Source organism: Actinacidiphila bryophytorum (genome assembly GCF_016916835.1).
Taxonomy (GTDB): Bacteria; Actinomycetota; Actinomycetes; order Streptomycetales; family Streptomycetaceae; genus Actinacidiphila; species Actinacidiphila bryophytorum.
The window spans coordinates 80,316-106,407 of sequence record NZ_JAFFIX010000019.1 but is presented as its reverse complement, the minus strand read 5'-3'; the positions used below and the strand labels follow the sequence as shown (position 1 = coordinate 106,407).

Sequence of the window (26,092 nt, the reverse complement as noted above, 5' to 3'; positions counted from 1 at the left end):
TCGTGACAAACCCCCGCACCACCAGTACCAGCAGTACGTCCCCCGACGCGGCCACTCCTGCCGCACCGGGCTCTTCCGCCGCAGCAGCCACCCAGGCACCGTCCGCAAGGGCGCTCGCGGCCCTGGAGACCGCACGGCGGCGCACCGAGTCGCTCACCGACTGCGTCGACGAGCACGACCTCACCGCCCAGCACTCCCCCCTGATGTCGCCGCTGGTCTGGGATCTCGCCCACATCGGCAACCAGGAGGAGCTGTGGCTCGTCCGGGAGGCCGGCGGGCGCCCCGGGCTGCGCCCCGACCTCGACCACGTCTACGACGCGTTCAGGACCCCGCGCGCGGACCGCCCGGCCCTGCCGCTGCTCGGCCCGGCGGAGGCCCGCGCGTACATCGCCGCGGTGCGCGAGCAGACCGCGGAGGTGCTCGCCGCCGTCGACACCGGCCACGACCAGCCCGAGCGGCTGCTGGCCGACGCCTTCGTCTTCGGCATGCTCGCCCAGCACGAGCAGCAGCACGACGAGACGATGCTCGCCACCCACCAGCTGCGCGTCGGCCCGCCGGTCCTCGACGCCCCCGAGCCGCCGCCCGCGCCCGCCGACGTGGCCCTGCTGCCGCCCGAGGTCCACATACCCGGCGGCCCCTTCACCATGGGCACCAGCACCGAGCCGTGGGCGCTGGACAACGAACTGCCCGCGCACGCCGTCGACGTGCCCGGCTTCTGGCTGGACACCGTGCCGGTCACCAACGGCGCCTATGCAGAGTTCATCGCCGCGGGCGGCTACGACGACCCTGCCTGGTGGACGCCGGAGGGCTGGCGGCACGTCCGCGAGGCCGGCCTGGTCGCGCCGCTGTTCTGGGAGCAGGACGGCGAGGGCTGGACCCGGCGCCGCTTCGGCCGCACCGAGCCCGTACCGGCCGACGAGCCGGTGCTGCACGTGTGCTGGTACGAGGCGGACGCGTACGCCCGCTGGGCGGGCCGCAGGCTGCCCACGGAGGCCGAGTGGGAGAAGGCCGCCCGGCACGACCCGGCGACCGGGCGCTCGCGCCGCTACCCCTGGGGCGACGCGGACCCGGGTCCGGAACACGCCAACCTCGGCCAGCGCCACCTGCGCCCCGCCCCCGCCGGCAGCTACCCGCAGGGCGCCGCCCCCAGCGGCGCGCGTCAGCTCATCGGCGACGTGTGGGAGTGGACCGCGTCGGACTTCCTGCCCTACCCGGGCTTCACGGCCTTCCCCTACAAGGAGTACTCCGACGTCTTCTTCGGCCCCGACTACAAGGTCCTGCGCGGCGGCGCCTTCGGCGTCTCCCCGGTGGCGGCCCGCGGCACCTTCCGCAACTGGGACTACCCGATCCGCCGGCAGATCTTCGCGGGCTTCCGCACCGCGAGGGACGACGGGGACAGCGGCACGGCGGCACAAGGCGGCGGGCGCGGCTGATGTGCCGCCACCTCGCCTACGTCGGGCCGCCCGCCACCCTCGAACGGCTGCTCGTCAGACCCGCGCACGGCCTGTACGAGCAGTCGTGGCAGCCGCGGCGGCAGCGCTACGGCACGGTCAACGCCGACGGTTTCGGCGTCGGCTGGTACCCCCTGGACCAGGAGGACGACACCGGCTTCACCTTGCCGGTGCGCTACCGGCGGGCCGTGCCCGTGTGGGCGGACGCCAATTTCGCCGGTATGGCCGCGGCCATACGCAGCGGCGCCGTCCTCGCCGCGGTGCGGTCGGCCACCGCGGGCACCACGCAGGACGAGTCGGCCGCCGCGCCCTTCACCGACGGCCGCTGGCTCTTCAGCCACAACGGGGCCGTCAGGGACTGGACGCGGCTTCCCACCGGCCTTGCCGAGTCGGAACTGCTCGGCATGGAGGCGCGCAGCGACTCGGCGGCGCTGTGGGCCATGCTCAAGGCCCTGCTGCGGCAGGGCCAGCCACCAGGCGGCGCCCTGGCGTCGGTCGTCCGCAGGGTCGCGGCGGCCCGCCCTGACGCACGGCTCAACCTGCTGCTCACCGACGGCCGCACGATCGCCGCCACCGCATGGGGCGACACCCTCTGGTACCGCACAGGCCCGGGAGCGGCGCTGGTCGCCTCCGAGCCGGACGAGGAGCCCGCACGGGCCGCCGGCAGCGAGGACGCCGGGGACGCCGGTACGGACGCCGGCAAGCCAGCCGGTTCGGACACCCAAGGCACGGACACCGCGAGCCCGCCCGGGCTCGGCGAGTGGCGGGAAGTCCCCGACCGCTCGCTGCTGCTGGCCACCACCGCAGGAGTACGGATCATCCCGCTGCGCCCCCCGGGGGCCGCCGACCGCAAGGAGCGACACCGCATGGCAGAGAGCCGCTTCACCCTCGACGACCGGCTGCCCGCCGGCTACTTCACCGACTCGCTGCACGCCGACGTCCGCAAGGGCCTGAGCGAGCCGCCCCGCACCCTGCCGCCGAAGTGGTTCTACGACAAGCGCGGCAGCGACCTCTTCGAGGAGATCACCCGGCTCCCCGAGTACTATCCGACCCGCGCCGAGCAGGAGATCCTCACCCGCCGCGCCCCCGAGATCGCCGCACTGACCCGGGCGAGCACCCTGATCGAGCTGGGTTCCGGCTCCTCCCGCAAGACCCGGCTGCTGCTCGACGCGCTCACCGCCGGCGGCAGCCTCGTACGCTACGCACCCCTCGACGTGAGCAGTTCCGCACTGGCGGAGGCGGGCGAGGCGATCTGCCGCGACTACCCCGGGCTGGCCGTCACCGCGACCGTCGCCGACTTCGAGGGCGGGCTGCCGCTGTCGGACGAGCCCGGTCCGCGGCTGCTGGCCTTCCTCGGCAGCACCATCGGCAACTTCGACGCCGACCAGCGCCGCGCCTTCTACCGCACCCTGGCGCTCGCGCTGAGCAGCGACGACGTGCTGCTGCTCGGCGCGGACCTGGTCAAGGACCCGGACGTGCTGGTCCGCGCCTACGACGACGCGCAGGGCGTCACCGCCGACTTCAACAAGAACGTCCTGTACGTGCTCAACCGCGAACTGGGCGCCGACTTCGACCCCGATGCCTTCGAGCACGTCGCGCTGTGGAACGCCGAGGAGGAGCGCATCGAGATGCGGCTGCGCTCCCGCACCGCACAGACCGTCAAGATCCCCGACCTCGACCTGAGCCTGGACCTCGCGGCGGGCGAGGACCTGCGCACCGAGCTGTCCTGCAAGTTCCGCCGCGAGTCCCTCACGGCGGAACTGCACGAGGGCGGCTTCACCGTCCGCCAGTGGTGGACCGACCCCGACCGCCGCTTCGCCCTCCTCCTGGCGGTCCCCAACTAGCCGCCGCCTCCGATACGGCTGACCCCTGGCGCACTGCGGGCGCCGGGGGTCAGCTCCGTCCGGGGCGCCTTTCGTCCAGGACCTGGATTGCCGCCGCCAGGTCGCGGGTCAGCGGGTGGGCGTCGCCGAGGTGCTGGCGGCACCACTCCAGGCCGAGCCGCGGCCCGGCCGACGGCAGCGGGCCGCCCCGGGCGACGGCCGCCATCAGGCTCTGGAGCCACTCCAAGTCGCGGTCATCGTCGATGACCCCCTCGGCGTTGCCGTACGCGGTCAGCGAGGCGGGCGACAGCGCGACGAAGGCCTCGATGCCCGACTCCATCGCCGCCGACGTGAGCCGCACCCGCAGGCCCTCCGAGTCGGGCGTCGCCTCACAGGCCCGCTCGCCGAGCCGCACACCGGCCTCACCGCGGCCCTGCCCCAGCAGCTGAAACGCTGCCCGGGCGAAGAGCTGGGCCGTCGGCCCGGTCACGTCCGCGAGCGGGACCTGCCGCGACAGCGCGAGCACATGCCGGACGAACTCGTCCGGGTCGGGCACGGACCGCCCGCCGACTCCTTCGGCGTACGCGGTCAGCAGCAGAACGGCCAGATCCCGGCCGTCAGCCGCAGTCGCGTGGGAGCCGTCCGCCATGTGGACGCGGCGCCCCCTCCAGTCGATCCGGAAGGCCCCTTCGACGGCGGGCTGCCGGAAGACGTCGGTCAGCAGGTTCGGCGCCCACAGTGCCCCCAGCACCTCGAAGCTCACCGGGGAGTCCAGCCAGGGCAGGACGCTGAGCAGTTGGACCGTCGCGGCGCCGACGGCGTCAGAGACGCTGCCCGTGGCCTCCTGGGGGTGCGGGCCGGTCACTGCGGTCTGGTTCCACTCCCGGCCCTGCTCGACGCGGATCGACCGGTGGTGCAGGTTGCCGTACGGGCCGTCGAGCAGCAGGATCCGCGCGCCGATGCCGGTCAGCTCGTCCAGCACGCGCTGCTTCTCCGGTCCCGTCACCTCGGCGGCCCGGCCGTCGAGCACAACGAGCCACCGGGTGACCGAGGCGCCGGGGGCGGACCTGCGCAGGCGTACGTAGTCGTACGAGTCCATGAACCTGGGCAGTTCCCGTACGTCGAGCCAGACGACCCGTTGCAGGCTCGGACGGTTGCGGTGGACGTACTCGGCCGCGACCTTGACGGGGCCGTCCGCCAGCCCCTTCACCACGACGGTCCCGATCGCCGGCTCGGACTGGATGAGCTGTTCGAGCCGGGCCAGCGCGTAGTCCTGGTCGAAGGTCAGGAAACCGGGGCGTGGCGGTGCGGGCCACCCAACTGTGGTCGGCGGCTCGGCGGTGAGCGGCGGACCGGCGTACGCGGCCGGGGAGAACAGGGTGAGCAGGCCCGCGACGGGCTCCATGGCGCGGTCGGACCGCCGGCCGCCGGCCGCGGCAGGCGTGACCAGTCCGACCAGCGTTCCGTCGTGGAAGACCGCGCCGCCCTGGTCGGAGACGCCGGAGGTCAGCCGGTAGGGGGCTCCGTCCGCGCCGCCCGGCCGCAGGACCGCGGCCACGAGCGGACCGCCGCGCCCGAAACGGGTCTCCCAGATCTCCAGGAGGCCGCGCCCCGCAGGTGTTCCGTGGGGCTCCACGACCGCCAGCACTGTGGCCAGGGTGACGGTGGCGGCATCGGGTCCGCCCGCGAAGGTCCCCCACGGGCAGGGGGGAGTGGGCGGTGGGGACCACAGGTCGGTGATCGAGAGCAGCCGCACAGGACCGTCGCTCTCCAGCTGCCGGGCGGGCACCCAGCTGCCCCCACCGAGGTCGGGGTGGAGGTGGACGTGGAAGTCGATGGCGCCCGCGGGTACGGAGTCCGGGGCGATGGTGAGGACAAGCCCTTCGTCCACCAGGTAACCGCAGGTGGCGACATCCGTGCCGTGCGCGCGTACCGCCACCACGTACTCGGCGGCCGGGTGCGCGCTCATCTCCACGGGAGCGGGAGCGGGAGCCGGGCCGGGCGCGGGCGCGGGGCGCGGGACCTCCGCGAAGGGCGTGCCGCCGACCGGCAGGGACAGCGTGCCGGTCGCGGACGCGATCACCGCGGGGAAGTCGCCGGAGCGGCCCAGGCGCGGGGTGATGAAGTCGGACACGGCGTCCACCGTGCGGCGGGCGTCGTCGGCGGGGACGACCATGCGCAGCAGCGGGCGGAGCTCGGGGGCGAAGGTGTAGACGTCGAAGCCGGCCAGCGGCCGGTCCACGTGCATCACGCCGCTGAGCAGCACCTCGGCGAGGCAGGACGGGCCGCTGCCGGGCAGGGCCGCGGCCTGGACGACGCGCATCACCGGGAGGGTGAGCGGGTCGACGGCGGCCAGGTGGGCGGCGAGTTCGTAGGCCTCGGGGCTGACCGCCTCCTGGAAGGCGACGAGCCGGGCCGCCGCGGTGCCGGGCGGGGCGGCGGGCAGGGGCGGTACGGGCGGGGCGGCGGCGTCCACGACGCGCAGGGTGGCCGAGCCGCCGTGTGCGCCGATCAGTTCGGCCCAGGGGGCCAGTGACCAGTCGGCGAGTTCCAGTACGGGGACGGGCAGCCGGAGCGGCTCTGCCAGGTGCGGCGGCAGCCACGGGTCGTAGGCGCGCAGGTGGTGGTTGGCGGGGGCGGGGCGGCCGGCGCGGACCCGCAGGCGTTCCGCGGGCAGTGCGGTGCCGGGCCACAGGCGTACGGGAAGGGGGTCGAGGACCGCGGTGGGCGCCTTGCGCGCCCAGCGGGCCAGGACGCGCTGGGCCTCGCCCGAGCGCCAGGCCGGTCCCACGCCGTCGGTGACGGCGAGCACGACGGTGCGGTCGCCGTCCACGACGGCGGAGTTGACGGGTGTGGTCGCGAAGCCGCAGCGGCGGACGGTACGGAAGATGCCGGACGTGCCCAGCACCCGGGTGAGTTCGGCGAGGGTGTCCTGCCACACCCGCAGCGACAGGCCGTCGTCCACGGCGAGGACGAGGTCGAGCCAGCGGGCGCGTTCCGGGCGCAGGACGACGTCGAGGCCGCCGGTCTCGGCGATGGCCTCCGCGGTGGCGGCCTCGTCCAGCTCGTAGCGGTGCTGCGAGGACACCCGCCGCTTGAGCGGGCGCAGGGCGCGTACGACCGACAGCGGGTCGGGCAGCCCCGGCACACCGGGGATGCGGACGGCAGCGGCGCCGGTGCCGGGCCGCGGGTCGGCGAGCGCGTAGACCGGGGTCCTGGCGGCGCCGGGCGGGGGCTGTGGCGGGCGCGGGGCCGGTGGGGGCTCCGGGTCCCCCTGCGGGGGCTGCGCGGGCGTCTGCGGCGGCTGTACGGGCTCGGGCCGGCGTCCGGGTGCGGTGTCGCTGCCGGGAGGGGCAGGGGGCGGCGCCGCGAGGGCCAGCCACAGGGCGTCGGCCAACTCCTCAGCGTTCAGGTCGAGTCCTGCACCCGCCAGGGCGGTGTGCAGCCGCCCCACGCTCGTCGTCCCGGGCCTACCGCCCTCCCCCGTCGTGGAGTTCACGCAGCACCGCCTCCCGCACGTGCCGGGTGTCGGGGTGGACGCCCTGCTGCAGCAGGTGGACGGCGTGCAGCAACTGGTCGGTGGCCAGGCCCCCCAGCTCGCGGCGGACGACGAAGGCCGCGATCAGCTCCTCGACCTTCGGCCAGTGCTCGGCCAGTGCGTCGGCGCCGGACGCGGCGAAGTGGGCGCGGACGATGTCCTGGAGCTGGCCGGCGTCCGGCTCGGGCAGTTCGAGGCGGACGCAGCGGCGCAGGAAGGCGGCGGGGAAATCGCGTTCGCCGTTGCTGGTGATGACCACGAGCGGGAAGTCGGCGCACCGCACCGAGCCGTTGTGGACGGTCACGCGCTCCCGGGAGCCCTCGGTGAAGACGGGAACGCCCTCGGGGCCGTCCGGCAGCCGGGCCAGTTCCGGGATGGTGAACTCGCCCTCCTCCAGCACGTGCAGCAAGTCGTTGGGCAGGTCGACGTCGCTCTTGTCCAGCTCGTCGATCAGCAGCAGCCGCGGCCGGCCCCGGTGCCGGGTGGCGAGCGCGGTGCCGAGCGGGCCGAGCCGGACGTAACTGCCCACGCCCGCCTGCCCGTCGGGGGCCTGCGGCCCGGGCGCCTCGTTGCGGAGCCGGCCGATGGCGTCGTAGCGGTAGAGCGCGTCGGTCAGCGTGGAGCGGGTGTTGACCGGCCACACCAGGACCGGGCCGAGGCCGAGTTCGTCGGCGACGGCGTAGGCCAGCGAGGACTTGCCCGTGCCGGGGTTGCCGGTGACCAGCAGCGGGCGGCGCAGCCGCAGGGCCGCGTTGACGACGTCCACCTGCTCGGCGCCGATCAGGTACGGGCGCCGCTCGCGGGCCGTGCGGCCGCCTGCCGCCGGGCGCCGCCAGGGCGGGGCCTCGGGCAGTGCGACACCGTCCGGGTAGTGCTCGCCGGTGCCGCGGAAGAGGCGTTCCGGGCGCGGCTCGGGGTCGCCGCTCACACGGCACCGCCTTTCGTCGTCTGGGTCGTCGCCCTCGGGGCCACCGGGGTGTTCACGGGAGCGGCGCCGGTTCCGCCAGGCCCGCGGTGCGCGGGTCCCAGCGCGGGTCCTCCCACAGCAGCGCCAGGTGGGCGCCGAGCATCCTGTCGTCCTTGCGGGCGGTGAAACGCTGCCGCCTGACCGCCTCACGCAGGTCGCGCCGCCAGTCGCCGCCGGTCAGTTCCAGCAGCGCGCCGGTGGTGCCGTCGCCCGCGCCCTGCCGGTGCCAGAGCATCACCGGCACCCCGTAGTGGCGGCACAGCCGCACCATCGGGTCGATCTCGCCCGGCGCGCACGCGGCGATCACCAGGGCCGCGTCCCGGTCCTCGCCGAGCAGGTCGTCGGCGTGGTCCACGTCCTGCACCACGCTGGCCGCAGAGCCCGCGCAGCCCCAGCGGCGCTCCCACGGGCCGCGCGAGGGCTGCCGCTGGCCGCGCAGCACCACCACGTGGTCCATGCCCAGCAGCCGCGGGCCCAGGTCGGGCACCGGGATCGGCCAGCGGTCGAAGGGCAGGCCGAACGAGCCGTGCTCCAACAGGAATTCGACCCCGGCGTTGTCGCCGTGCTCGGCCAGCATGCGCACCGCCTCGGCCAACTGGCCGCACAACTCCTCGTGGCCGCGCGGGGTGTCCACCGCCGACCACGTCGACAGCGGCTGGTCGTCGCCGTCGTAGAGCCGGATGACGTAGCAGAAGGCGTCGCCCTTGCCGCGGTCCCACAGCCACACCCGCACCACCGGGCGGCCCGCGGCCCGGCTGCCCGCACGGGCCTTGGCGTCGGCCCGCACCTGGTCCAGGGCGCCCGGCAGCACCCGGAGCCGCGCCGCCACCCGGTCGTCCAGCTCGCGCAGCTCCTCGCGCACGCCCGCCCGCAGGGCCGCGACCTCCTCCGCGACCTGCAGCAGCGGCGGCATCACGCCCGGCTCGGCCGTACGGTTCTCCAGGCAGTCCAGCAGGGCCGCGGTGTCCGGCACCCGCTCCGAATGCAGCGGCAGATACGGGACGGCCGCCCGTGCCGCCGCCAGCAGTTCCGGCAGCGGCACACCCGCGAGCAGCCCGGCCAGCCGGGCGTGGTCCTCGGGGCCGAGCAGCCGTACCGGGCAGGCCCGCGCCACCACCGCAGCCAACCGGGCCTCGGTGTAGCCCGGTTCGCCCGCGGCGGGCCTGGCGGCCGGCTCGGTGAACGCGTCCCGCAGCGCGGGCAGGCCGCGGGGGTGTGCCAGGGCCGCGTCGGCGGCGTCCTCGGGGCGCGCGGGTGGGCGGGACAGGCCCAGCGACCAGGCCAACCGGTTCGCGCCGCGCCGGAAACGCTCCTCGGGCAGCGCCGCCAGCGCCTCGGCCGCCTGCTGGTGCAGCCACTCCTGGCGGGGGTCACGCGGCCCCGCCGCGGCCAGGCCCGCGGCGGCCAGCGCCTCGCGCACCGCGGCGGGGGCGAGGGCGTAGTAGCGGCGCACCTCGGGCTCGACGCTCACCATGAGGCCGACGGCCGCGCCGGACGCGGAATCCCACAAGGGGCTTCCGCTGTAGCCGTGCCGGACCGGGACCTCCGAGCTGCCCGGGTCGAGCAGCAGCCACGGGCCGAGCGGTTTCTGCACCAGGACGTCGACGGCGGTGCGGCCGTCGCCGCTGGCGTACCAGACCCAGGCGGTGCTGCCCATCGCCGCGTCGGCGAACCGTACGGGGGTCGGGCGCGGGGCGCCCTCCGGCAACCGCAGCAAGGCCAGGTCGCCTTCCCAGCGGCCAGGCCGGGCGCTCGGCCGCGCCGGGGTCCAGCTCAGCAAGGTGGGGCGGTACGTCTCCGCCCCTGTCCCGTGCGCCGGGAGTGTCAGGGTGAGACCTGCGAGGTCGGCGTCCGAGGGCTCCTCGGCGGCGAAGCGGTCGCGGCCCAGGGCCGCGTTCACGACGTGCGCGCACGTCAGGACGATGCCGTCGCCCACGACGACGCCGGCCCCCGCCGGGGCGCCTCCGGCTGGGCGCACCACAACCCATGCGGCTTGCACCGCGGCATCCGGGTCCCGCTCCCCCATCCCCCCACTCTGCCAGAAGTCCCCTTGCTCGCAAGGGGACTTCCCCCTGAGGGGGCGCCCTTGCGCAGGGCGGCGAGCGTTTTTCAGGGGCGCGGGGAACGGCGCGACCAACCCCCCACCGGGCGCGCGGGTCGTCACCGGCGCAAAGGGGCTGTTCCTGTCGGAGACGGACCACCCGCCGGTGGCGGGCTGAGCGCGCAGTTCCCCGCGCCCCTATATGGCGCCCTCCCAGGCAAGGGCACCCCCCGCCGGTGAGGCGGTGCCGCTGCGGCCGGCGATGCCTTTCAGGGGCGCGGGGAACGGCGCGACCAACCCCCACCGGGCGCGCGGGTCGTCACCGACCCGAAGGGGCTGTTCCTGTCGGAGACGGACCACCCGCCGGTGGTGGGTTGCGCGCGCAGTTCCCCGCGCCCCTATATGGCGCCCTCCCAGGCAAGGGCGCCCCCCCGCCGGTGAGGCGGTGCCGCTGCGGTCGGCGGTGCCTTTCAGGGGCGCGGGGAACGGCGCGACCGACCCCCACCGGGCGCGCGGGTCGTCACCGGCGCAAAGGGGCTGTTCCTGTCGGAGACGGACCACCGGCCGGTGGTGGGTTGCGCGCGCCCACATGGCGGCAGCCGCAGATGCGGCCACCCCTGCCGGTGGGCCGGCGGGGAAAGGGGACCCCCCGGGTGCGGGTCGGGGGACCTGCAGCCGGGGGGACGGGGGGAAGCAGCCCGCAGGGGCTAGCGGACGAAGATGCCCGCCTTGTCGGCCAGGTCGAGGAAGTACTGGGGGGCCAGGCCCAGGACGAGGGTGACGGCTACTCCGACGGCGATGGCCGTCGAGGTCATCAGGGAGGGGACCGCGACGGTCGGACCGTCGGGCTTGGGCTCCGAGAAGAACATGAGCACGATCACCCGGATATAGAAGAACGCGGCGATCGCCGACGAGATGACGCCGACGATGACCAGCGGCATGGCCCCGCCTTGTGCCGCCGCGGTGAAGACCGCGAACTTCCCCGCGAAGCCGGACGTGAGCGGGATGCCCGCGAAGGCGAGGAGGAAGACCGCGAAGACCGCGGCGACGAGCGGGGAGCGGCGGCCGAGCCCGGCCCACCGCGACAGGTGCGTGGCCTCGCCTCCGGCGTCGCGGACCAGCGTGACGACGGCGAAGGCGCCGAGCGTCACGAAGGAGTAGGCCGCGAGGTAGAACAGGACGGAGGAGATCCCGTCAGGGGTGGTGGCGATGACGCCGGCGAGGATGAAGCCGGCGTGGGCGATCGAGGAGTACGCCAGGAGCCGCTTGACGTCGGTCTGGGTGACCGCGATGACCGCACCGGCCAGCATCGTGAGGATCGCGACGCCCCACATGACGGGACGCCAGTCCCAGCGCATGCCGGGGAGCACGACGTACAGCAGCCGCAGCAGCGCCCCGAAGGCGGCGACCTTGGTGGCGGACGCCATGAAGCCGGTGACCGGGGTGGGCGCGCCCTGGTAGACGTCGGGCGTCCACATGTGGAAGGGCACGGCTCCGACCTTGAAGAGCAGGCCCATGGCGACCATGGCGAGGCCGATGAGCAGCAGCGCGTCGTTGCCTGTGGTGTCGGCGAGCGCCGGGTTCATCGGGGCGGTGCCGTCGATGACCGACGAGATGCCGGAGTACGAGACGGTGCCGGCGTATCCGTAGAGCAGGGCGATGCCGAACAGCAGGAAGGCCGAGGAGAAGGCGCCGAGCAGGAAGTACTTGACGGCGGCTTCCTGGGACATCAGGCGGTTGCGGCGGGCCAGCGCGCACAGGATGTACAGCGGCAGCGAGAAGACCTCCAGGGCCACGAACAGCGTCAGCAGGTCGTTGGCGGCCGGGAAGATCAGCATGCCGCCGACGGCGAACATCAGCAGCGGGAAGACCTCGGTGCTGGTGAAGCCGGCCCGCACGGCCGCCTTCTCCTGGTCGCTGCCGGGCACGGCGGAGCCCTGCGCGGCGAAGGAGTCGACCTGGTTGCCGTGCGCCCGGGGGTCGAGCCGGCGTTCGGCGAAGGTGAAGATCGCGACGAAGCCGACCAGCAGGATGGTGCCCTGGAGGAAGAGCGCGGGGCCGTCGACGGCGACCGCCCCCATGGCCGCGATGTGCGCCTTGGTGGTGCCGTAGCCCTTGTCGGCCAGTGCCACGATCGCCGCGAAGGCGGCGGCGAGGCCGAGCGCGGCCAGGGCGACCTGGGCGGTGTAGCGGGACCTGCGGGGCAGGAAGGCCTCGACCAGCACGCCGAGCGCCGCGGCCCCCAGGACGATCAGGACCGGCGACAGCTGGGCGTACTCGATGTGCGGCGTGGGGAACTTGTCGGCGACTGGCGCCGCCGTTGTCCACAGGCTGTGGACGGAGGATGCGCTCACTTCTTCGCCTCCAGCGCGGGCTTGGGGTCGGTCTTGTGCACGTCGGAGAGCGTGTGGTGCACCGAGGGGTTGACGATGTCGGTGACCGGCTTGGGGTAGACGCCCAGGAAGAGCAGCAGGGCGATCAGCGGGGTGACCACCAGCAGTTCACGGGCCTTGAGGTCGGTCATGCCCTCGATGCCGGCCTTGACGGGGCCTGTCATGGTGCGCTGGTAGAGCACCAGGACGTACAGCGCGGCCAGCACGATGCCCAGCGTCGCGATGATGCCGAGGACGGGGTAGCGGCTGAAGGTGCCGACCAGGACCAGGAACTCGCTGACGAAGGGCGCGAGGCCCGGCAGCGAGAGGGTGGCGAGGCCGCCGATCAGGAAGGTGCCGGCCAGGATCGGGGCGACCTTCTGCACACCGCCGAAGTCGGCGATGAGCCGGGAGCCGCGCCGGGTGATCAGGAAGCCGGCGACCAGCATGAGCGCGGCCGTCGAGATGCCGTGGTTGACCATGTAGAGCGTGGCGCCGGACTGGCCCTGGCTGGTCATCGCGAAGATGCCCAGGATGATGAAGCCGAAGTGCGACACGGACGCGTAGGCGATCAGCCGCTTGATGTCGCGCTGGCCGACGGCGAGCAGGGCGCCGTAGATGATGCTGATCAGCGCGAGCACCAGGATCACCGGGGCCGCCCACTTGGACGCCTCGGGGAAGAGCTGGAGGCAGAAGCGCAGCATCGCGAAGGTGCCGACCTTGTCGACGACCGCGGTGATCAGCACGGCGACCGGTGCGGTGGACTCGCCCATGGCGTTGGGCAGCCAGGTGTGCAGCGGCCACAGCGGGGCCTTGACCGCGAAGGCGAAGAAGAAGCCGAGGAAGAGCCAGCGCTCGGTGGACGTCTCGATGTCCAGCTTGCCGCTGGCGCGGGCCGACAGGATCTCCTGCAGGGAGAAGGTGCCGGTGCCCAGCTGGTGGGCGGTCACGACGTACAGGCCGATGACCGCGGCCAGCATGATCAGGCCGCCGGCGAGGTTGTAGAGCAGGAACTTCACGGCCGCGTAGGACCGCTGCCGTGCCGCCTCCTCCTCGCCTCCCGCGTGGGCGCGGTCGCCGAAGCCGCCGATGAGGAAGTACATCGGGATGAGCATGGCTTCGAAGAAGATGTAGAAGAGGAAGACGTCGGTGGCCTCGAAGGAGAGCACCACCATGGCCTCGACCAGCAGGATCAGCGCGAAGAAGCCCTGGGTGGGCCGCCACCGCCGGTTGGGGTTGGCGTCTTCGAGCGGGTCGGCGTCGTGCCAGCCGGCCAGCATCACGAACGGGATCAGCAGGGCGGTCAGCGCGACCATGACGACGGCGATGCCGTCGACGCCGAGGTCGTAGCGCAGCCCGAAGTCCTTGATCCAGGCGTGCGACTCGGTCAGCTGGTAGCGGTCGCCGTCCGGGTCGAACCTGACCAGGGCGACGGCCGCGAAGACCAGCGTGGCGAGCGAGAACAGCAGCGCCGTGTACTTGGCGGTGGTCCGCTGGGCGGCGGGCACCGCAGCGGTGACGACCGCACCCACGGCGGGCACCGCGGCGGTCACGGTGAGCAGGGGAAAGGACATGATCAGACCGCCCTCATCAGGAGAGTCGCGGCGACCAGTACCGCGGTGCCGCCGAGCATCGAGACGGCGTACGAGCGGACGTAGCCGTTCTGCAGCTTGCGGAGCCGCCCTGACAGGCCGCCGACCGAGGCGGCGGTGCCGTTGACGACGCCGTCGACCAGGGAGTGGTCGAGGTAGACCAGCGAGCGGGTGAGGTGCTCACCGCCGCGGACCAGCACGACGTGGTTGAAGTCGTCCTGGTAGAGGTCGCGGCGGGCCGCCCTGGTGGCGAGCGAGCCGCGCGGCGCGACCGCGGGGACGGGCCGGCGGCCGTAGATCAGCCAGGCGATGCCGACGCCGACGACCAGGCACACCATCGTGGCGCCGGTGACGGTGCCGGCGCTGACCGGCGAGTCGCCCTCGGAGTGCCCGGTGACCGGCTCCAGCCACTTCAGGAAGCGGTCGTTGATGCTGAAGAAGGCGCCGGCGAAGACCGAGCCGAAGGCCAGGATGATCATCGGGATGGTCATCGAGGACGGCGACTCGTGCGGGTGCGGCTCGTGGCCCTCTGCGTCCGGCTGCCAGCGCTTCTCGCCGAAGAAGGTCATCAGCATCACGCGCGTCATGTAGAAGGCGGTGATGGCCGCGCCCAGCAGGGCCGCGCCGCCGAGGATCCAGCCCTCGGTGCCGCCCTTGGCGAAGGCGGCTTCGATGATCTTGTCCTTGGAGAAGAAGCCGGACAGGCCGGGGAAGCCGATGATGGCCAGGTAGCCGAGGCCGAAGGTGACGAAGGTGACCGGCATGTACTTGCGCAGGCCGCCGTAGCGGCGCATGTCCACCTCGTCGTTCATGCCGTGCATGACCGAGCCGGCGCCGAGGAACAGCCCGGCCTTGAAGAAGCCGTGGGTGACCAGGTGCATGATCGCGAAGACGTAGCCGATCGGGCCGAGCCCGGCCGCCATGATCATGTAGCCGATCTGCGACATCGTGGAGCCGGCCAGCGCCTTCTTGATGTCGTCCTTCGCGCAACCGACGATCGCACCGAAGAGCAGCGTGACCGCGCCGACGGTGACCACCGCGGTCTGCGCGTCGGGCGCCGCGTTGAAGATCGCACCCGAGCGGGTGATGAGGTAGACGCCCGCGGTCACCATGGTCGCCGCGTGGATGAGGGCCGAGACCGGGGTCGGGCCCTCCATCGCGTCGCCGAGCCAGGACTGCAGCGGCACCTGCGCGGACTTGCCGCACGCGGCGAGCAGCAGCATGAAGCCGATGCCGGTGATCGTGGCGTGCTGCGTGGTGGACGCCTGCTGCGCCTGCGGCAGCACCTGGTTGAAGGCGAAGGAGCCGAAGGTGGTGAACATCAGCATGATCGCCACCGACAGGCCGATGTCGCCGACCCGGTTGACGATGAAGGCCTTCTTCGCCGCGGTCGCCGCGCTCGGCTTGTGCTGCCAGAAGCCGATCAGCAGGTACGAGGCCAGGCCCACGCCCTCCCAGCCGGCGTACAGCAGGAAGTAGTTGTCGGCCACGACCAGCAGCAGCATCGCCGCGAGGAAGAGGTTGAGGTAGCCGAAGAAGCGGCGGCGGCGCTCGTCGTGCGCCATGTAGCCGATCGAGTAGATGTGGATCAGGGTGCCCACACCGGTGATCAGCAGCACGAACGTCATCGACAGCTGGTCGAGCTGGAAGCCGACGTCGGCCTGGAAGCCGTCGACGGGGACCCAGGTGAACAGGTGCGAGTTCAGGGTCCGCGCGTCGGCGTCCTTGCCCAGCATGTTGGTGAACAGGACCGCGCCGAACACGAAGGACAGCAGCGCGAGCAGCGTGCCGATCCAGTGGCCGACGCGGTCGAGCCGCTTGCCGCCGGTCAGCAGGACGCCCGCGCCGAGCAGCGGCGCCGCGACGAGCAGTCCGATCAGGGTTTCCACTGTCGCAGCCCCTCTACAGCTTCATGAGATTGGCGTCGTCGACCGAGGCCGAGTGGCGGGAACGGAAGATCGACACGATGATCGCGAGCCCGACCACGACCTCGGCGGCGGCCACGACCATCGTGAAGAAGGCGATGACCTGCCCGTCGAGGTTGCCGTGCAGCCGGGAGAAGGTGACGAACGCCAGGTTGCAGGCGTTCAGCATCAGCTCGACGCACATGAAGACGACGATCGCGTTGCGCCGGATCAGGACACCGGCGGCGCCGATGGTGAACAGCAGCGCCGACAGGTACAGGTAGTTGGCCGGATTCACTTGGCGCCCTCCTCGGCCCGGTCGTTGTTCTCGGCCCGGCCGGCGGAACCGACCGCGGGGCGCGGCTCGTCGCGGCCGAGCCAGCGGTCGGAACTCTGCTCCAGTTCGGCCAGCCGCCGCATGGCGTCACCCGACACGTCGCGGACCTGGCCGCGCTCGCGCAGGGTGGAGCTGACCGACAGCTCGGAGATCGTGCCGTCGGGCAGCAGTGCGGGGATGTCGACCGCGTTGTGCCGGGCGTAGGTGCCGGGCGCGGGCAGCGGGGTGACCTGGCGGCCCTCGCGCACCCGGGTCTCGGACAGCTCGCGCTGGGTGCGGCGCTCCTCGGTGCGCTCCCGGTGGGTGAGCACCATCGCGCCGACGGCCGCGGTGATCAGCAGGGCGCCGGTGATCTCGAAGGCCCACACGTACTTGGTGAACAGCAGGTGCGCCAGGCCCTGGACGTTGCCGCCGTCGGCCGCGTTGGCGGCGCCGGTGCCGGCGAAGGTGTCCAGCGAGGCGTTGGCGATACCGGCGATCAGCAGGATGCCGAAGCCGAACCCGCACACGGCGGCCATGATGCGCTGGCCCTTGAGCGTCTCCTTGAGGGAGTCCGCCGCGGTGATGCCGACCAGCATGACCACGAAGAGGAACAGCATCATGATCGCGCCGGTGTAGACGACGATCTGGACGACGCCCAGGAAGTACGCGCCCTGCGCCAGGTAGAAGACCGCCAGGATGATCATCGTGCCGGCCAGCGACAGGGCGCTGTGGATGGACTTCTTCATCAGGACCGTGCCCAGGGCGCCGAGCACGGCGACCGTGCCCAGGATCCAGAACTGCACGGCCTCACCGGTGGAGGTCTGGGAGGCGGCGGCTGCCGCGAGCGGCATCATGCCTCGGCCCCCGTTCCCGCCGGAGCAGAACCGCCGGGGGCGGTGATCTCGGCGTCCTCCTGGACCGCTGCTGACTCGTCGGCGTTCTCGACGGTCTCGTCGGGCTTCTCGCCCTTGGAGACCGCGACCTGCCGTACGGTGCCGGGCGCGGCCTCGGTGACCAGGCCGCGGTAGTAGTCGCCCTCGTCCATGCCGGGGAAGATCGAGTGCGGCGACTCGACCATGCCCTCCTCAAGCCCCGCCAGCAGCTGCTCCTTGGTGAAGATCAGCGACTCGCGGGTCCTGTCGGCGAGTTCGTACTCGTTGGTCATGGTCAGCGCGCGGGTCGGGCACGCCTCGATGCACAGCCCGCACAGGATGCAGCGGGCGTAGTTGATCTGGTAGACGCGGCCGTAGCGCTCACCCGGGGAGTAGCGCTCCTCGTCGGTGTTGTCCGCGCCCTCCACGTAGATCGCGTCCGCCGGGCACGCCCAGGCGCACAGCTCGCAGCCGACGCACTTCTCCAGGCCGTCCGGGTGCCGGTTGAGCTGGTGGCGGCCGTGGAAGCGCGGGGCTGTGGGCTTCTTGTACTCGGGGTACTGCTCGGTCAGCCGCTTCTTGAACATGGCCTTGAAGGTCACGCCGAAGCCTGCGACCGGGCCGAGGAACTCAGGCATCGCCGTCCTCCTGCTTCTCCTGCTCCGGGGCGTCCTGGCCGGATGCGCCGACGAGTTGGGGCTCCGCCCGGCTGGGGCGGCGCGGCACCCGCTGCACCTGCTGCCCTGGCAGCGGCGGTACGGGGTAGCCGCCGGCCATCGGGTCGAACCTGTCCGGCGGGGCCAGCAGCCCGCCCTCGCCGGGCTTCTTCTTGTCCTCGCGGTCCCTGAGCAGGTCCGCGAGCAGCGAGATCAGCAGCAGTACGAGCACCGCGCCGGCGATGTAGAGCACGATCTTGCTGAAGTCGTAGCCCTCGTTGCGCATCGCGCGGACCGCGGCGACCAGCATCAGCCAGACCATCGAGATCGGGATGAGCACCTTCCAGCCGAGCTTCATCAGCTGGTCGTAGCGCACCCGGGGCAGGGTGCCGCGCAGCCAGATGAAGAAGAACAGCAGCAGCTGGACCTTGACGACGAACCAGAGCATCGGCCACCAGCCGTGGTTCGCGCCCTCCCAGAAGGTGCTGATCGGCCAGGGGGCACGCCAGCCGCCGAGGAAGATCGTGGTGGCGACCGCGGAGACCGTCACCATGTTGACGTACTCGGCGAGCATGAACAGCGCGAACTTGATCGAGCTGTACTCGGTGTTGAAGCCGCCGACCAGGTCGCCCTCGGACTCGGGCATGTCGAAGGGCGCCCGGTTGGTCTCGCCGATCATCGTGCAGATGTAGACCAGGAAGGAGACCGGCAGCAGGATCACGTACCAGCGGTTGTGCTGGGCGCCGACGATCGTCGAGGTCGACATCGACCCGGAGTAGAGGAAGACCGCCGCGAAGGACAGGCCCATCGCGATCTCGTAGGAGATCATCTGGGCCGACGCGCGCAGGCCGCCGAGCAGCGGGTAGGTCGAGCCGGACGACCAGCCGGCCAGCACGATGCCGTAGATGCCGACCGACGCCGTGGCCAGGATGTAGAGCAGGCCGATCGGCAGGTCGGTCAGCTGCAGCGCGGTGCGCTGCCCGAAGATCGACACCTCGTTGTCCGCGGGGCCGAAAGGCACCACGGCGAAGGCCATGAAGGCGGGGATCGCCGCCACGATCGGGGCGAGGATGAACACCACCTTGTCGGCCCGCTTGACGGTGATGTCCTCCTTGAGCATCAGCTTCACACCGTCGGCGAGCGACTGGAGCATGCCCCAGGGGCCGTGCCGGTTGGGGCCGATGCGCAGCTGCATCCACGCGACGACCTTGCGCTCCCAGACGATCGAGAACAGCACGGTCAGCATCGCGAAGGCGAAGCAGAACACCGCCTTGAGGAGGATCAGCCACCAGACGTCGTTGCCGAAGAAGGACAGGTTCTCCGTGGTGGCGGCCAGCTGGGTGCCGCCGAGCACTGATGCGCTCATGAGGACGCCTCCGCAGAGATCGCTACGACCTGGCCCGGGCGGGCACCGACGTCGGAGCCGACGCCGGAGCCCGTCGAGTTGAGCGGGAGCCAGACCACGTGGTCGGGCATCGGGGTGACGGCCAGCGGCAGCGTGGTGGTGCCCGCCGGGCCGGTCACGGTGAGCGGTGCGCCGTCCTTGGCGCCCAGCTCCTCCGCGGTCGCCGCGGACAGCCGGGCGACCGCCGCGTGCCGGGTGGCGGCCAGCGCGTCGTCGCCGTCCTGCAGCCGGCCCTGGTCGAGCAGCAGCCGGTGCCCGGCGAGCACCGCCTGGCCCGGCTCGGGCCTGGGCAGCGGCACCGCGGACTCCAGCGGCGCGGGGCCGTAGGAGCCCGACCACCCGGAGAGGCTGTCCAGTTCGGCGCGCGCGGACCTGACGTCGGACAGGCCGAGCTTGACGTCGAGGGCGTCGGCCAGCATGGTCAGCACCCTCGCGTCGGGCAGCTGGTGCCTGCTGGTGGCCTGGTCGGGCTTGATGGCCGCCTCGAACATCCGCAGGCGGCCCTCCCAGTTGAGGAAGGTGCCGGCCTTCTCGGCGACCGCTGCGACCGGGAGCACCACGTCGGCGCGGTCGGTGACCTCGCTGGGGCGCTGCTCCAGGCTGACGACGAAGCCGACCGCGTCCAGGGCCGCGCGGGCGCGGGCCGGGTCGGGCAGGTCGGCGACCTCGACGCCGCCGACGAGCAGCGCACCGATCTCGCCGGTGGCGGCCGCCTCCAGGATGTCGCCCGTGTCGCGGCCGAAGCGGCCGGGCAGCGTGGGCAGTCCCCACACCCGGGACACCTCGTCGCGGGCGCGCGGGTCGGTGACCGGGCGGCCGCCGGGCAGCAGCCCGGGCAGTGCGCCGGCCTCGACCGCGCCGCGCTCGCCGGCCCGGCGCGGGATCCACGCCAGGGCGGCGCCGGTGGCGGTGGCCAGCCGGATCGCCGCGGTGAGCCCGCCGGGTACGGCCGCGAGCCGCTCGCCGACCAGGATGACGGCGCCTTCGGTACGCAGCGCGTCCGCGGCCTGCCGCCCCGCCTCGTCCAGGCCGACTCCGCCGGCGAGGGCGTCCATCCACTCGGCTTCGGTGCCGGGTGCGGCCGGCAGCAGGATGCCGCCCGCCTTCTCCAGGCCGCGGGTGGTGTGGGTGGCGAGCGCGTACGCCTGCTGCTTCCGCTTGCGGTGCGCCTTGCGGAGCCGCAGGAAGACCCCGGGGGCCTCCTCCTCGGCTTCGAGCCCGGCGAGCAGCACCGCGGGTGCGGCCTCCAGCTTGGCGTTGGTGACGCCGCTGGAGTCCAGGTCAAGGCCTCGGCCCGCGACGGCGGCGGCCAGGAAGTCGGCCTCCTCGGCGGAGTGGGCGCGGGCGCGGAAGTCCACGTCGTTCGTGCCGAGCACAACCCGGGCGAACTTGGCGTAGGCGTAGGCGTCCTCGACGGTGAGCCGCCCGCCGGGCAGGACCGCGGCCCTGCCGTGCGCCGCGGTCAGGCCGGCCGCGGCGGCGGCGAGCGCCTCGGGCCAGGAGGCCGGGGCCAGTTCACCGTCGGCGCCGCGGACCAGCGGGTGGGTCAGCCGCTCGGGCCGCTGGGCGTAGCGGAAGCCGAAGCGGCCCTTGTCGCACAGCCACTCCTCGTTGACCTCGGGGTCGTTCGAGGCGAGCCGCCGCATGACCTTGCCGCGCCGGTGGTCGGTGCGGGTGGCGCAGCCGCCCGCGCAGTGCTCGCACACCGAGGGCGACGACACCAGGTCGAAGGGCCGGGAGCGGAAGCGGTACGCGGCCGAGGTCAGCGCGCCGACCGGGCAGATCTGGATGGTGTTGCCGGAGAAGTACGACTCGAAGGGGTCGCCCGCGCCGATGCCGACCTGCTGCAGCGCCCCGCGCTCCAGCAGCTCGATCATCGGGTCGCCCGCGACCTGGTTGCTGAAGCGGGTGCAGCGCGCGCACAGCACGCAGCGCTCGCGGTCGAGCAGCACCTGCGCCGAGATCGGCACGGGCTTTTCGAAGGTGCGCTTCTTGCCCTCGAAGCGCGAGTCGGGGTCGCCGACCTGCATCGCCTGGTTCTGCAGCGGGCACTCGCCGCCCTTGTCGCAGACCGGGCAGTCCAGCGGGTGGTTGATGAGCAGCAGCTCCATCACCCCGCGCTGCGCCTTCTGCGCGACCGGCGAGGACAGCTGGGTGCTGATGACCATGCCGTCGGTGCAGGTGATGGTGCAGGAGGCGACCGGCTTGCGCTGGCCCTCGATCTCCACGATGCACTGCCGGCAGGCGCCGACCGGGTCGAGCAGCGGGTGGTCGCAGAAGCGCGGGATCTCGATGCCGAGCATCTCGGCGGCCCTGATCACCAGGGTGCCCTTGGGCACCGAGATCGGGTTGCCGTCGACGGTGACGGAGACCAGGTCCTCCGGCGGCACCGCGGGCTGCCCCGCGCCGGAGGACGCACTGCTTGTGGTGACGGTCACGCGTGGGCCTCCGTACGGTACTTGTCGGCCCAGGCGGTGGAGCGGGCCGGGTCGAAGGGGCAGCCCTTGCGCTCGATGTGCTCCTCGTACTCCTCGCGGAAGTACTTGAGCGAGGAGAAGATCGGCGCGGCGGCGCCGTCGCCGAGTGCGCAGAAGGACTTGCCGTTGATGTTGTCGGCGATGTCGTTGAGCTTGTCCAGGTCCGAGATGTGCCCCTTGCCGGCTTCGATGTCCCGGAGCAGCTGGACGAGCCAGTAGGTGCCCTCGCGGCAGGGGGTGCACTTGCCGCACGACTCGTGGGCGTAGAACTCGGTCCACCGGGTGACCGCCCGCACCACGCAGGTGGTCTCGTCGAAGCACTGCAGCGCCTTGGTGCCGAGCATCGAGCCGGCGGCGCCGACGCCCTCGTAGTCCAGCGGCACGTCGAGGTGCTCGTCGGTGAACATCGGGGTCGACGAGCCGCCCGGCGTCCAGAACTTCAGCCGGTGGCCCGGGCGCATCCCGCCGCCCATGTCGAGCAGCTGGCGCAGGGTGATACCGAGCGGCCCCTCGTACTGGCCGGGGCGGGCGACGTGCCCGGACAGCGAGTAGAGCGTGAAGCCCGGGGACTTCTCGCTGCCCATCGACTTGAACCAGTCCTTGCCGCGCTGCAGGATCGCGGGAACCGACGCGATGGACTCGACGTTGTTCACCACAGTGGGGCAGGCGTAGAGCCCCTCGACAGCGGGGAAGGGCGGCCGCAGCCTGGGCTGGCCGCGCCGCCCCTCAAGGGAGTCGAGCAGCGCGGTCTCCTCACCGCAGATGTAGGCGCCGGCGCCTGCGTGCACGGTGAGTTCGAGGTCGAAGCCGCTGCCCTGGATGTTCGTGCCCAGATAGCCGGCCGCGTAGGCCTCGCGGACGGCTTCGTGCAGCCGGCGCAGCACCGGCACGGTCTCACCGCGGAGGTAGATGAAGGCGTGATGCGAGCGGATCGCGTAGCACGCGATGATCATGCCCTCGATGAGGGAGTGCGGGTTGGCGAAGAGCAGCGGGATGTCCTTGCAGGTCCCGGGCTCCGACTCGTCCGCGTTGACCACCAGGTAGTGCGGCTTGCCGTCGCCCTGCGGGATGAACTGCCACTTCATGCCGGTGGGGAAACCCGCGCCGCCGCGGCCGCGCAGACCGGAGTCCTTGACGTAGGCGATGACGTCGTCGGGCGCCATCGCGAAGGCCTTGGACAGCGCCTGGTAGCCGTCGTGCCTGCGGTAGGTCTCCAGCGTCCATGAGCGCGGGTCGTCCCAGAAGGCGGACAGTACGGGCGCGAGCAGCTTCTCGGCCGGTTCCACGGTCATCACTCGCCGTCCTCCACACTCGCGTCGCCGGTGTCGGTCGGGGACTCGGCGCGCTGGCCGACCACCCGGGCCGGGGCCTCGCCGCGGTGCAGCCGCAGGCCCGCGAGCGACGCGGGACCCGCGCCGCCGCTCGCCTCGACGGCGCCCTCGCGGGTGTCGGGGAAGCCGGCCAGGATGCGGGCAGTCTCCTTGTACGTGCACAGGGGGGCGCCGCGGGTGGGGCGCACCTCGCGTCCTGCGATGAGGTCGTCGACCAGCTGGCGGGCCGACTCGGGGGTCTGGTTGTCGAAGAACTCCCAGTTGACCATCACCACGGGAGCGAAGTCGCAGGCCGCGTTGCACTCGATGTGTTCGAGGGTGACCTTGCCGTCCTCGGTGGTCTCGTCGTTGCCGACGCCCAGGTGCTGCTTGAGCTCGTCGAAGATGGCGTCGCCGCCCATGACCGCGCACAGCGTGTTGGTGCAGACCCCGACCTGGTAGTCGCCGCTCGGCTTGCGGCGGTACATGGTGTAGAAGGTCGACACCGCCGTGACCTCGGCGGTGGTCAGGCCGAGCATCTCGGCGCAGAAGCGGATGCCGGTACGGGTGACGTGGCCGTCCTCGGACTGCACCAGGTGCAGCAGCGGCAGCAGGGCGCTGCGCGAACCGGGGTAGCGGGCGATCACCTCCCGGGCGTCGCTCTCCAGCCGGGCGCGCACGTCGGCCGGGTAGTCGGGCGCGGGCATCTGCGGGATGCCCAGTGACACGTCGGTCATCGGTCGACGCCTCCCATCACGGGGTCGATGGACGCCACCGCGACGATGACGTCGGCGACCTGGCCGCCCTCGCACATCGCCGCCATGGACTGGAGATTGGTGAAGGACGGGTCGCGGAAGTGCACCCGGTAGGGCCGGGTCCCGCCGTCGCTGACGGCGTGCACGCCCAGTTCGCCCTTCGCGGACTCCACGGCCGCGTAGGCCTGGCCTGCCGGCACCCGGAAGCCCTCGGTGACCAGCTTGAAGTGGTGGATCAGGGCCTCCATCGAGGTGCCCATGATCTTCTTGATGTGGTCCAGGCTGTTGCCCATGCCGTCCGGGCCGAGCGCGAGCTGCGCGGGCCAGGCGATCTTCTTGTCCTCGACCATGACCGGGCCGGGGGCGAGCCGGTCCAGGCACTGCTCGACGATCCGCAGGCTCTCGTGCATCTCGGCCAGCCGCACCAGGAAGCGCCCGTAGGAGTCGCAGGTGTCGGCGGTGGGGATGTCGAAGTCGTAGGTCTCGTAACCGCAGTAGGGGTCGGACTTGCGCAGGTCGTGCGGCAGGCCCGCGGCCCGCAGGATCGGCCCCGTCGCGCCGAGCGCCATGCAGCCGGTCAGGTCGAGGTAGCCGACGTCCTGCATCCGGCCCTTGAAGATCGGGTTGCCGGTGGCGAGCTTGTCGTACTCGGGCAGGTTCTTGCGGAAGGTCTTCACGAACTCCCGCACCTGGTCGATCGCGCCGGGCGGCAGGTCCTGCGCGAGGCCGCCGACGCGGACGTAGGCGTGGTTCATCCGGAGCCCGGTGATCAGCTCCAGGATGTCCAGGATCATCTCGCGGTCCCGGAAGCCGTAGATCATGATCGTGGTGGCACCCAGCTCCATGCCGCCGGTGGCGATGCACACCAGGTGCGAGGAGATCCGGTTCAGCTCCATGAGCAGCACCCGGATGACGGTCGCCCGGTCCGGCACCTGGTCGGTGATGCCGAGCAGCTTCTCGACGGCCATGCAGTACGCGGTCTCGTTGAACAGCGGCGTCAGGTAGTCCATCCGCGTCACGAAGGTGGAGCCCTGGACCCAGGTCCTGTACTCCATGTTCTTCTCGATACCGGTGTGCAGGTAGCCGATGCCGGAGCGCGCCTCGGTGACCGTCTCGCCGTCGATCTCCAGGATCAGCCGCAGCACCCCGTGGGTGGAGGGGTGCTGGGGACCCATGTTGACGATGATCCGCTCGTCGTCGGACTTGCCGACGGTCTCGGCCAGCTCGTCCCAGTCGCCGCCGGTGACGGTGAAGACCTTGCCCTCTGTCGTCTCGCGCTCTTCCGCCTGCTGCGGTGAGGCGTAGCCGTTCGTCATGAGTACGACCTCCGCTGGTCGGGAGCCGGGATCTGGGCACCCTTGTACTCGACGGGGATGCCGCCGAGCGGGTAGTCCTTGCGCTGCGGGTGGCCGGGCCAGTCGTCCGGCATCATGATCCGGGTGAGCGCCGGGTGGCCGTCGAAGACGATGCCGAAGAAGTCGAAGGTCTCGCGCTCGTGCCAGTCGTTGGTGGGGTAGACGCTCACCAGCGACGGCAGGTGCGGGTCGGCGTCGGGGACGCCCACTTCGAGCCGGATCAGCCGCCCGTGGGTGAGCGAGCGCAGGTGGTAGACGGCGTGCAGCTCGCGGCCCTCGTCGCCGGGGTAGTGCACCCCGCTGACGCCGGTGCACAGCTCGAAGCGCAGCGCCGGGTCGTCGCGCAGCGTGCGGGCGACCCGCACCAGGTGCTCGCGGGCGATGTGGAAGGTCAGCTCGCCGCGGTCCACGACGGTCTTCTCGATCGCGTCGGCCGGCGGCAGGCCCTGCTCGTCCAGGGCGCCTTCCAGCTCGTCGGCGATCTCGTCGAAGACGCCGTCCTTGCCGCCGTACGGCCGGGTGCTCGCGCCGGGCAGCCGCACGGTGCGGACCAGGCCGCCGTAACCGGAGGTGTCGCCGCCGTTGTTGGCGCCGAACATGCCCTTGCGGACGCCGATGACCTCGCCCGCGCCCTGCTCGCGGGGGGCGGGGACGGCCCCGTTGCCCTGCTGCCCGTTCGGTTGGTCGGTCATCGCAGGAGCCCCTTCATCTCGATCGTGGGGAGCGCCTTGCGCGCGGCTTCCTCCGCCTCGCGGGCGGCCTCCTCGCGGTTCACGCCGAGCTTGCCGCCCTGGATCTTCTCGTGCAGCTTGAGGATCGCGTCGAGCAGCATCTCGGGGCGCGGCGGGCAGCCGGGCAGGTAGATGTCGACCGGCACGATGTGGTCGACGCCCTGCACGATGGCGTAGTTGTTGAACATGCCGCCGCTCGATGCGCACACGCCCATCGAGATGACCCACTTGGGATTCGGCATCTGGTCGTAGACCTGCCGCAGCACCGGCGCCATCTTCTGGCTCACCCGGCCCGCGACGATCATCAGGTCGGCCTGCCGCGGCGACCCGCGGAAGACCTCCATGCCGAAGCGGGCCATGTCGTAGCGGCCGGCTCCCGTGGTCATCATCTCGATGGCGCAGCAGGCCAGGCCGAAGGTGGCCGGGAAGACCGACGCCTTACGTACCCAGCCCGCCGCGGTCTCCACCGTCGTGAGCAGGAATCCGCTCGGCAGTTTCTCTTCGATACCCATGCGTAGGCTCCC

General features: G+C 72.4%; 18 protein-coding genes and 1 pseudogene. 3 read left to right on the top strand and 16 right to left on the bottom strand.

The window, feature by feature from the left end:
• The first annotated feature begins 2 nt into the window (after nt 1-2).
• The 3 genes and pseudogenes from egtB (at nt 3) to egtD (ending at nt 3,295) form a co-directional block, all read left to right on the top strand.
• Nucleotides 3-1,433, top strand: coding sequence for an ergothioneine biosynthesis protein EgtB (gene egtB / locus JT723_RS24780; protein ID WP_205046987.1), 1,431 nt, complete (start codon nt 3-5; stop codon nt 1,431-1,433).
• Nucleotides 1,433-2,035: pseudogene (gene egtC, locus JT723_RS35440) on the top strand (ergothioneine biosynthesis protein EgtC); the annotation flags it as partial. The gene egtB and the pseudogene egtC, both read left to right, overlap by 1 nt.
• Before the next feature lie 282 nt (nt 2,036-2,317).
• A complete protein-coding gene (gene egtD, locus JT723_RS35435) occupies nt 2,318-3,295 on the top strand; it encodes an L-histidine N(alpha)-methyltransferase (RefSeq protein WP_240166149.1) in 978 nt (325 codons plus the stop codon).
• 49 nt (nt 3,296-3,344) lie between these two features.
• Here egtD and JT723_RS24770 read toward each other — a convergent pair whose 3' ends face one another.
• The 16 genes from JT723_RS24770 to JT723_RS24695 all read right to left on the bottom strand — a co-directional run bounded on the left by JT723_RS24770 (nt 3,345) and on the right by JT723_RS24695 (nt 26,080).
• Entirely contained in the window at nt 3,345-6,773 is a 3,429-nt protein-coding gene (locus tag JT723_RS24770; RefSeq protein WP_205046985.1) for an SAV_2336 N-terminal domain-related protein, read from the bottom strand.
• Entirely contained in the window at nt 6,745-7,740 is a 996-nt protein-coding gene (locus JT723_RS24765) for an AAA family ATPase (RefSeq protein ID WP_251512343.1), read from the bottom strand. The genes JT723_RS24770 and JT723_RS24765 overlap by 29 nt, the downstream gene beginning before the upstream one ends.
• 52 nt (nt 7,741-7,792) lie before the next feature.
• Nucleotides 7,793-9,757: a VMAP-C domain-containing protein gene (locus tag JT723_RS24760; protein ID WP_205046984.1), complete on the bottom strand. Its 1,965-nt coding sequence runs from the start codon at nt 9,755-9,757 to the stop codon at nt 7,793-7,795.
• Between the two features lie 770 nt (nt 9,758-10,527).
• Nucleotides 10,528-12,174 carry an NADH-quinone oxidoreductase subunit NuoN gene (gene nuoN, locus JT723_RS24755; RefSeq protein WP_205046983.1) on the bottom strand — a complete coding sequence of 549 codons (1,647 nt, stop codon included), beginning with the start codon at nt 12,172-12,174 and terminating at the stop codon, nt 10,528-10,530.
• Nucleotides 12,171-13,766, bottom strand: coding sequence for an NADH-quinone oxidoreductase subunit M (locus JT723_RS24750; RefSeq protein WP_205046982.1), 1,596 nt, complete (start codon nt 13,764-13,766; stop codon nt 12,171-12,173). The genes nuoN and JT723_RS24750 overlap by 4 nt, the downstream gene beginning before the upstream one ends.
• A gap of 2 nt (nt 13,767-13,768) precedes the next feature.
• Complete coding sequence (gene nuoL / locus JT723_RS24745) at nt 13,769-15,673, bottom strand: NADH-quinone oxidoreductase subunit L (RefSeq protein WP_205046981.1); 1,905 nt, start codon at nt 15,671-15,673, stop codon at nt 13,769-13,771.
• A 13-nt stretch (nt 15,674-15,686) separates the two neighbouring features.
• Nucleotides 15,687-15,986, bottom strand: a complete 300-nt coding sequence (gene nuoK / locus JT723_RS24740; protein WP_033177728.1) for an NADH-quinone oxidoreductase subunit NuoK — start codon at nt 15,984-15,986, stop codon at nt 15,687-15,689.
• A complete protein-coding gene (locus JT723_RS24735; protein ID WP_372441376.1) occupies nt 15,983-16,861 on the bottom strand; it encodes an NADH-quinone oxidoreductase subunit J in 879 nt (292 codons plus the stop codon). Before JT723_RS24735 ends, nuoK begins: the two co-directional genes overlap by 4 nt.
• Nucleotides 16,858-17,517: an NADH-quinone oxidoreductase subunit NuoI gene (gene nuoI, locus JT723_RS24730; protein WP_205046980.1), complete on the bottom strand. Its 660-nt coding sequence runs from the start codon at nt 17,515-17,517 to the stop codon at nt 16,858-16,860. Before nuoI ends, JT723_RS24735 begins: the two co-directional genes overlap by 4 nt.
• Nucleotides 17,510-18,901 (bottom strand): NADH-quinone oxidoreductase subunit NuoH, encoded by a 1,392-nt coding sequence (nuoH, locus tag JT723_RS24725; RefSeq protein WP_205046979.1) that lies wholly within the window; start codon nt 18,899-18,901, stop codon nt 17,510-17,512. The genes nuoI and nuoH overlap by 8 nt, the downstream gene beginning before the upstream one ends.
• A complete protein-coding gene (locus JT723_RS24720) occupies nt 18,898-21,378 on the bottom strand; it encodes an NADH-quinone oxidoreductase subunit G (RefSeq protein ID WP_205046978.1) in 2,481 nt (826 codons plus the stop codon). The genes nuoH and JT723_RS24720 overlap by 4 nt, the downstream gene beginning before the upstream one ends.
• Nucleotides 21,375-22,709 carry an NADH-quinone oxidoreductase subunit NuoF gene (gene nuoF / locus JT723_RS24715; protein WP_205046977.1) on the bottom strand — a complete coding sequence of 445 codons (1,335 nt, stop codon included), beginning with the start codon at nt 22,707-22,709 and terminating at the stop codon, nt 21,375-21,377. The genes JT723_RS24720 and nuoF overlap by 4 nt, the downstream gene beginning before the upstream one ends.
• Nucleotides 22,709-23,464 carry an NADH-quinone oxidoreductase subunit NuoE gene (gene nuoE, locus JT723_RS24710; protein WP_205046976.1) on the bottom strand — a complete coding sequence of 252 codons (756 nt, stop codon included), beginning with the start codon at nt 23,462-23,464 and terminating at the stop codon, nt 22,709-22,711. The genes nuoF and nuoE overlap by 1 nt, the downstream gene beginning before the upstream one ends.
• Nucleotides 23,461-24,798 (bottom strand): NADH-quinone oxidoreductase subunit D, encoded by a 1,338-nt coding sequence (locus JT723_RS24705; RefSeq protein WP_205046975.1) that lies wholly within the window; start codon nt 24,796-24,798, stop codon nt 23,461-23,463. The genes nuoE and JT723_RS24705 overlap by 4 nt, the downstream gene beginning before the upstream one ends.
• Nucleotides 24,795-25,529: an NADH-quinone oxidoreductase subunit C gene (locus tag JT723_RS24700; protein ID WP_205046974.1), complete on the bottom strand. Its 735-nt coding sequence runs from the start codon at nt 25,527-25,529 to the stop codon at nt 24,795-24,797. Before JT723_RS24700 ends, JT723_RS24705 begins: the two co-directional genes overlap by 4 nt.
• A complete protein-coding gene (locus tag JT723_RS24695) occupies nt 25,526-26,080 on the bottom strand; it encodes a NuoB/complex I 20 kDa subunit family protein (protein ID WP_033177720.1) in 555 nt (184 codons plus the stop codon). Before JT723_RS24695 ends, JT723_RS24700 begins: the two co-directional genes overlap by 4 nt.
• Nucleotides 26,081-26,092: the final 12 nt, after the last annotated feature.